Below are 6802 nucleotides of genomic sequence, written 5' to 3' on the forward strand. Positions count from 1 at the left end.
ATGCGATACAGGTTGCGGATCAGCGCCACGCATTGCTTGACCTGCCCGCCCGACAGGCCAAGGGCAAAGGCCACGCGGCGACCGTGGAAATCCGACAGACCCGAGGCCGGATCGACGCTGAAGCTGACGATCTTTTCGGGGGTGCTGGCCGCGACTTCCTCAATGTCCATGCCGCCCTCGGTCGAGGCGACGAAGCTGACGCGGGACGAGCCGCGATCGACCAGCAGCGCCAGATACAACTCGCGCTCGATGCCGCTGCCATCCTCGATATAGATGCGGTTGACCTGCTTGCCGGGGGCGCCGGTCTGATGCGTGACCAGGGTGCGGCCCAGCATCTGGCGGGTCAGTTCCTCGGCCTCGGCCACGGATTTGGCCAGACGCACGCCACCCTTTTCGCCGGCGGCGGCTTCCTTGAAGTGGCCCTTGCCGCGTCCGCCGGCATGGATCTGGGCCTTGACGACCCAAAGCGGGCCGTCAAGTTCGCCCGCCGCCGCCTTGGCCTCGTCGGCCTTCATCACCACGCGGCCGTCCGAGACCGGCGCGCCGTATTGGCGCAGCAGCGCCTTGGCCTGGTATTCATGGATATTCATGATGTTTCCCCGCAGTTGTCGGTTGCCGGGGCTTGTGCCATACCATGTGCGCTGCCTCAAAGAGGTTAGCGCTGCCGAAAGCTGAAAATCGTAGCTTATCCCACATTTGTGATCACACATTTCAGGACTGTGATCACAAGAGGGCTCGTTGCGGCGGTGCAGCATCGCGGCTAAGCTGCCGTCCCGCCCTCTGCCAGAATCGAAAAGGCTCGGAATTGCCGACTCTGCTTGACGAAATCCGACCCGCGCCGCAGCCCGGCGGCCTGCCGCTGATCGCGCTGGCCCATAACGAGGCCAAGCTGATCGCGCCCTTTCTGGCCCATTACCGCGCGCTGGGACCGATCCATTTCATCATCGTGGACGATCATTCGACCGACGGCACCCGCGCCGCGCTTGAGGCGATGCCCGATGTCACGTTGATGCAGCCGGTCGCCGGTTCCAGCTATGCGCGCGACAAGCTGGCCTAGCGCCAGCAGTTGCTGGACCGGCACGCGGCGGATCGCTGGGTGCTGCTGTCCGATCTGGACGAGCATTTCGTCTTTGCCGACCATGAGCGGCAGGGCCTGACCGATTGCATCGCCGCGCTGGAGGCCGAAGGTGCCGAGGCGGTGCTGTCGGTGATGATCGATATGTATGCCGACCTGCCGCTGGCCGGACATCTTTACCCGCGCGAGGGGGCTGGCAGCCTGACCGAGGCCTTTCCCTGGTTCGACGGTCCGGGGCTGGCGCCGCTGGGCTATCATTTCATGTTCAATTCAACCAAGGCCCGGCGCAAGGCCGCGACGCCGCCGCTCTCGGTGCATGGGGGCTTGCGCGACCGGCTGTTCCGGGTGCCCGGCCTGCGCATGGGCCGGCTGGCGCTGGCGGCGCTGGACCGAGTGGCGGGGCTGGATGGGGCGGTGACGCCGCGCGGGGCGGGGCTGCTGCGTCACCGCATCGCCCGCAGGCTGGCGCGGCGTTTTTTCAAGGGCGCGATGGACATGCACAAGGTGGCGCTGCTGCGCTGGCGGCCTGGCACGCATTTCGTCGGCGCCCATCGGCTGCGCGAGCCCTATCGCATGTCCGAAAGCATCGCGGCGCTGCTGCATTACAAGTTCACGCGCGGCGTGGCCGGGCTGGAATATACGGCACAGCGTGGCCAGCATTTCGGCGGCGCGCGCCATTATCATGAGATGCTGAACGCGGCCGGGGTGCTGGAGCGTTCGCCGGTCTTTGCCGGCAGCCGGCGCTATCAGGGCAGCGCCTCGTTGGCGGGAATCATCAGAAAAGTGCCGGCGCGCTGAGCGGCCGGCACCTTTGCTATCGGGGATAAGGCGGTGATCAGCCCAGCGTGGGGTCAATGCCCTTGCAGGCCTGAACCAGCCCCTTCACCGCATCGGTGGACTTGTCGAACATGACCTGCTCGTCCTTGTCCAGCTTGATGTCGATGATCTTCTCGATGCCGCCGGCACCGATCACGGTCGGTACGCCGACATACAGCCCCTTGAGACCATAGGCGCCGTCCACATGGGCCGCGCAGGGCAGGACGCGCTTCTGGTCTTTCAGATAGGCCTCGGCCATTTCGATGGCGCTGGTCGCGGGCGCATAGAAGGCGCTGCCGGTTTTCAAGAGGCCGACGATCTCGGCGCCGCCGTCGCGGGTGCGCTGGACAATGGCGTCCAGTTTTTCCTGCGTGGTCCAGCCCATCTTGACCAGATCGGGCAGCGGGATGCCGGCAACGGTCGAATAGCGCGCCAGCGGCACCATCGTATCGCCATGCCCGCCCAGCACAAAGGCCGTCACGTCGCGCATCGAGACGCCGAATTCCAGCGACAGGAAATGGCGGAAACGTGCCGAATCCAGCACCCCTGCCATGCCGACGACCTTGTTATGCGGCAGGCCGCTGAATTCGCGCAGCGCCCAGACCATTGCATCCAGCGGGTTGGTGATGCAGATGACAAAGGCGTTGGGCGCATGCGCCTTGAGGCCCTCGCCCACGGATTTCATGACCTTGAGGTTGATGCCCAGCAGGTCATCGCGGCTCATCCCCGGTTTGCGCGGCACACCGGCGGTGACGATGCAGACATCTGCGCCCGCAATATCGGCGTAATCGCTGGTGCCTTTCAGCGCGGCATCAAACCCTTCCGAGGGGCCCGATTCCGCGATGTCCAGCGCCTTGCCCTGCGGGGTGCCTTCGGCGATGTCGAACAGGACGACATCGCCCAGTTCCTTCATTGCGGCCAGATGCGCAAGCGTGCCGCCGATCTGCCCCGCACCGATAAGTGCGATTTTGGGTCGGGCCATGGAAAACCTCCGATATGGATTGGATGATTATTGCGCGGTGGTTAGAGCTTTGCGCAAGAAATCGCAAGCCTTTGTCGCCGCAGCGCGGCGCTGATGGCCCTAACGCTTGTCATTTTGCCCCCGAAGGCGCATGTCCGCGCGGGCTGACCGGGGGATCGGATGCTGGAACTGACAACTCAGGGATGGGCGCTGGCCATTCTTGCCGCCGTGGCGGTGGGCGCGGCCAAGGGCGGGCTGGCGATGGTGGGCATGATGGCGGTGCCGATCCTGTCGCTGGCCATGTCGCCCGTGCAGGCTGCCGGGCTGCTGCTGCCGGTCTATGTGGTGTCGGACATGGGTGGGCTGCTGGCCTTTCGGCGCGGTTTTGACGCCCGTGTGCTGATCACCGCGCTGCCGGGCGCGGTCGCGGGGATCGCGCTTGGATGGGCGACCGCCCATATTGTGCCGGAACGGGGCGTGACGCTGATCGTCGGGCTGATCGGGCTGATCTTTGCCGTGAACGCGCTGATGCGGCCGGTCCTTGACCGCGAGGCGCGCCAGCCCTCGTTCCTGCGGGGCAGTTTCTGGGGGGCGCTGACCGGCTATACCAGCTTTGTCAGCCATGCCGGATCGCCGCCCTATCAGGTCTATATCCAGCCGTTGCGCCTGTCTCCGCTGATCTATGCGGGAACGACGACCTGGTATTTCGCGGTGGTGAACGCCGTCAAGCTGCTTCCCTATGCCGCGCTTGGGCAGTTATCGCTCACGAATCTGAAAACCGCCGCCCTGCTGGTGCCTGTGGCGCTGGTTTCGGTCTGGGTCGGGCTGCAACTGGTGCGGATCGTGCCGCAGGCCCTGTTCTACAAACTGATTACCTGGCTGCTGCTGGCGGTATCGCTGCGGCTTGTCTGGAAGGCAGTGGCGGGATGATGCCGCATTGCGGCGAGAATCCCCTTGCCATTTCTGACACCTCGCGGCAGTTTCGCGCAAGAAAATTTCCCGGAGATGTGCCGATGGCCCGCCCTTACCGTTCCGTTCTGTATATTCCCGCCGCCAACACGCGCGCCATGGAAAAGGCGCAGGGGCTGGCCGCCGATGCGATCATCTTTGATCTGGAGGATGCGGTGGCACCGGGCGAAAAGGCAACCGCGCGCGACCATCTGGCCGCCGCGCTGCGCAATGATTATGGCGGGCGGGCGCGGATCGTGCGGATCAATGGGTTGGCGACCGAATGGGGGCAGGGCGATGCACAGGCCTGCGCGGGCGCGTTGGCGGGCCATGCCGATGCCGTCCTGATCCCCAAGGTGGACAGCGCCGCCGATCTGGACCGGGTGGCCGCGCTGGTGCCGGGCACGCCCCTGTGGGCGATGATGGAAACGCCGCTTGGCATGCTGAACGCCGCCGAAATCGCCGCTCATCCACGGCTTGAGGGGATGGTGATGGGTACCAACGATCTGGCCAAGGAACTGAACAGCCGGTTCCGCGCCGACCGTCTGCCCATGCAGGCGGGGCTGGGGCTGTGCCTGCTGGCGGCCAAGGCCCATGGCAAGGTGATCGTTGACGGCGTGTTCAACGCCTTCAAGGATGACGAGGGCCTGCGCGCCGAATGCGAACAGGGCCGCGACATGGGCTTTGACGGCAAGACGCTGATCCACCCCGCCCAGCTTGCCATCGCCAACGCCGCCTTTGCCCCGACCGAGGCCGAGATCGACCTGGCCCGCCGCCAGATCGAGGCATTTGACGCTGCCATCGCCGGGGGCAAGGCCGTCGCCGTGGTCGATGGCAAGATCGTCGAGAATCTGCATGTCGAAACCGCCCGCAAGACCCTGGACCGGGCGGGGGCCATTGCAGCCATGGCCGGATAGGGGCAATCTCGGGGCGCATTCACATCAAGCGAAAGGAAGCCAGATGCTGATCCTTGTCCTTGGCCTTGCCCTGTGGTGGGCGGCGCATTTGTGGAAACGTGTCATCCCGGAAAATCGCGCCCAATTCGGCGAGCCGGGCAAGGGAATCGTCACCGGACTGCTGATTCTGTCCGTCGTTCTGATGGTCTGGGGCTTCAGGTCCGTTGACGGGCCGGTCTGGTGGGGTCCGTCCGGGGCGCTGAAGGGGATCAACAACCTGCTGGTTCTGGCCGGGATTTACCTGTTCGCGGCATCCGGCATGAAAACCGGCATCACGCGCCGCATCCGCCACCCGCAACTGACGGGATTCGCGCTGTGGGCCGTTGCCCATCTGCTGCCGAACGGCGATCTGCCCTCTTTCGTGCTGTTTGGCGGGTTGCTGGTCTGGGCGCTGGCCGAGATCGTGGTGATCAACAGCCGCGAGCCGGGCTGGACCCCGCCCCAACCGGTTCCGGCGCGGAAAGAGGCGATGGCGGTCGTCGGCACGCTGGTGGTCTTTGGCGTATTGGCGCTGATTCACACCTGGCTGGGCTATAATCCCCTTGGAGCCTGAAGCATGACTACGCTGTACCGCTGCATCACCGATGACGACACCTCGCAATTTTGCCATCGCGTCAGCGAGGCGCTGTCAAAGGGCTGGTCGCTGCATGGTGGCCCGGCGATGGCGCATGATCCGGTCACGGGCGTGATGCGGATGGCGCAGGCCGTGACCAAGCAGGTCGAGGCCGAGTATCACCCCGAGATGAAACTGGGACAACAATGACAAAGACAAATCCGGGCCGCTTTTTCGAGGATTACAAGGTCGGGCAGGTGATCCGCCATGCCGTGCCGCGCACCGTGGCCGAGGGCGAAAAGGCGCTGTATCATGCGCTGTATCCGGCCCGACATGCGCTGTATTCCAGCGATGAATTTGCGACGGATTGCGGGCTTGAAGTCAGCCCGCTGGACGATCTGATCGCCTTTCACATCGTTTTTGGCAAGACCGTCCCGGACATAAGCCTGAACGCCGTCGCCAATCTGGGTTATGCCGAGGGGCGCTGGCTTCTGCCTGTCTGGCCGGGCGATACACTGCGGTCCGAATCGCAGGTGATCGGGTTGAAGCCGAACAGCAACGGCAAATCCGGTGTGGTGTGGGTGCGCACGCGCGGATATAACCAGATGGACCAGCCGGTGCTGGAATATGTCCGTTGGGTGATGGTGCGCAAGCGCGACACTGACGCCCCGGCACCCGAAACCGTGGTGCCGGATCTGGCCGATGCGGTCGCGGCGCAAGATCTGGTGATTCCCGAGGGGCTGGATTTTTCGGATTACGACTTTGAACTGGCGGGCGAGCCGCATCGCTGGGGCGACTACGCCATCGGCGAGAAGATCGACCATGTGGATGGCGTCACCATCGAGGAAGCCGAGCATATGCTGGCCACGCGGCTGTGGCAGAACACCGCCAAGGTGCATTTCGACGCCACCAACCGCGAAGATGGCAAGCGGCTGATCTATGGCGGCCATGTCATCAGCATGGCCCGCGCCCTGTCCTTCAACGGGCTGGCCAATGCGCAGATGATCGTGGCGCTGAATGGCGGGGCGCATGCCAACCCCTGCTTTGCGGGCGATACGGTGCGGGCCTGGTCCGAGGTGCTGGACAAGGCCGAAACCGCCGCGCCTGGCGTCGGCGCTGTCCGGCTGCGGCTGGTCGCGACCAAGCAAGACAGCGCGGCTTTCGTGCTGAAGGACGGGGATGGCAGATATGCGCCCGAGGTTCTGCTGGATCTGGATTACTGGGCGCTGATACCGACCTAAGCAGATATTCGTGGCTTTGCCCACGAATGCTTGCTTAGGCTTGTTTGATTTTGCAGGATTTTTATCCGAAAACCGGTGGCCATTTTTTGGAAATCCTGCCTAGATTTTCGGGCGAAGGAGCGTGTCATGAGTTGTTGGCCGCAAGGCTGTTGCGATGTCCTTCCATATTTGCAGGTGCCGGCTATCGATACACGCCACGAGGGTGTGTTCCGGTGAATATCTCTCATGTCGGGTCCGGCGCGATCCGGCGCA

General features: G+C 64.2%; 9 protein-coding genes. 7 read left to right on the forward strand and 2 right to left on the reverse strand.

Annotated elements, in window-relative coordinates; genetic code table 11:
• Positions 1 to 590: ATP-grasp domain-containing protein (locus ACK5L9_RS23935; RefSeq protein WP_416913961.1), on the reverse strand; the 590-nt coding region annotated here is incomplete at its 3' end.
• 215 nt (positions 591 to 805) lie between these two features.
• Here ACK5L9_RS23935 and ACK5L9_RS23940 point away from each other — a divergent pair.
• Both ACK5L9_RS23940 and ACK5L9_RS23945 read left to right on the forward strand, forming a co-directional pair.
• Positions 806 to 1057: a glycosyltransferase family 2 protein gene (locus tag ACK5L9_RS23940; RefSeq protein WP_416913962.1), complete on the forward strand. Its 252-nt coding sequence runs from the start codon at positions 806 to 808 to the stop codon at positions 1055 to 1057.
• A 9-nt stretch (positions 1058 to 1066) separates the two neighbouring features.
• A complete protein-coding gene (locus tag ACK5L9_RS23945) occupies positions 1067 to 1873 on the forward strand; it encodes a hypothetical protein (protein WP_416913963.1) in 807 nt (268 codons plus the stop codon).
• A 37-nt stretch (positions 1874 to 1910) separates the two neighbouring features.
• Here ACK5L9_RS23945 and mdh read toward each other — a convergent pair whose 3' ends face one another.
• Positions 1911 to 2873, reverse strand: coding sequence for a malate dehydrogenase (gene mdh, locus ACK5L9_RS23950; RefSeq protein WP_416913964.1), 963 nt, complete (start codon positions 2871 to 2873; stop codon positions 1911 to 1913).
• Positions 2874 to 3032: 159 nt separating this feature from the next.
• Between mdh and ACK5L9_RS23955 the strand changes: the two genes are divergently transcribed.
• The 5 genes from ACK5L9_RS23955 to ACK5L9_RS23975 all read left to right on the forward strand — a co-directional run bounded on the left by ACK5L9_RS23955 (position 3033) and on the right by ACK5L9_RS23975 (position 6550).
• The gene (locus tag ACK5L9_RS23955) at positions 3033 to 3782 is read left to right on the forward strand and encodes a sulfite exporter TauE/SafE family protein (protein WP_416913965.1); all 750 of its coding nucleotides are present in this window, start codon (positions 3033 to 3035) and stop codon (positions 3780 to 3782) included.
• 83 nt (positions 3783 to 3865) lie between these two features.
• Positions 3866 to 4717, forward strand: coding sequence for an HpcH/HpaI aldolase/citrate lyase family protein (locus ACK5L9_RS23960; protein ID WP_416913966.1), 852 nt, complete (start codon positions 3866 to 3868; stop codon positions 4715 to 4717).
• Between the two features lie 43 nt (positions 4718 to 4760).
• Positions 4761 to 5309 carry an NnrU family protein gene (locus tag ACK5L9_RS23965; protein WP_416913967.1) on the forward strand — a complete coding sequence of 183 codons (549 nt, stop codon included), beginning with the start codon at positions 4761 to 4763 and terminating at the stop codon, positions 5307 to 5309.
• 3 nt (positions 5310 to 5312) lie between these two features.
• Entirely contained in the window at positions 5313 to 5519 is a 207-nt protein-coding gene (locus tag ACK5L9_RS23970; protein WP_416913968.1) for a DUF1737 domain-containing protein, read from the forward strand.
• On the forward strand, positions 5516 to 6550 hold the full coding sequence (locus tag ACK5L9_RS23975) for a MaoC family dehydratase (protein ID WP_416913969.1): 1035 nt from the start codon (positions 5516 to 5518) through the stop codon (positions 6548 to 6550). The genes ACK5L9_RS23970 and ACK5L9_RS23975 overlap by 4 nt, the downstream gene beginning before the upstream one ends.
• Positions 6551 to 6802 lie beyond the last annotated feature (252 nt).

Source organism: Paracoccus sp. (in: a-proteobacteria), assembly GCF_047973135.1.
Lineage (GTDB): Bacteria > Pseudomonadota > Alphaproteobacteria > Rhodobacterales > Rhodobacteraceae > Paracoccus.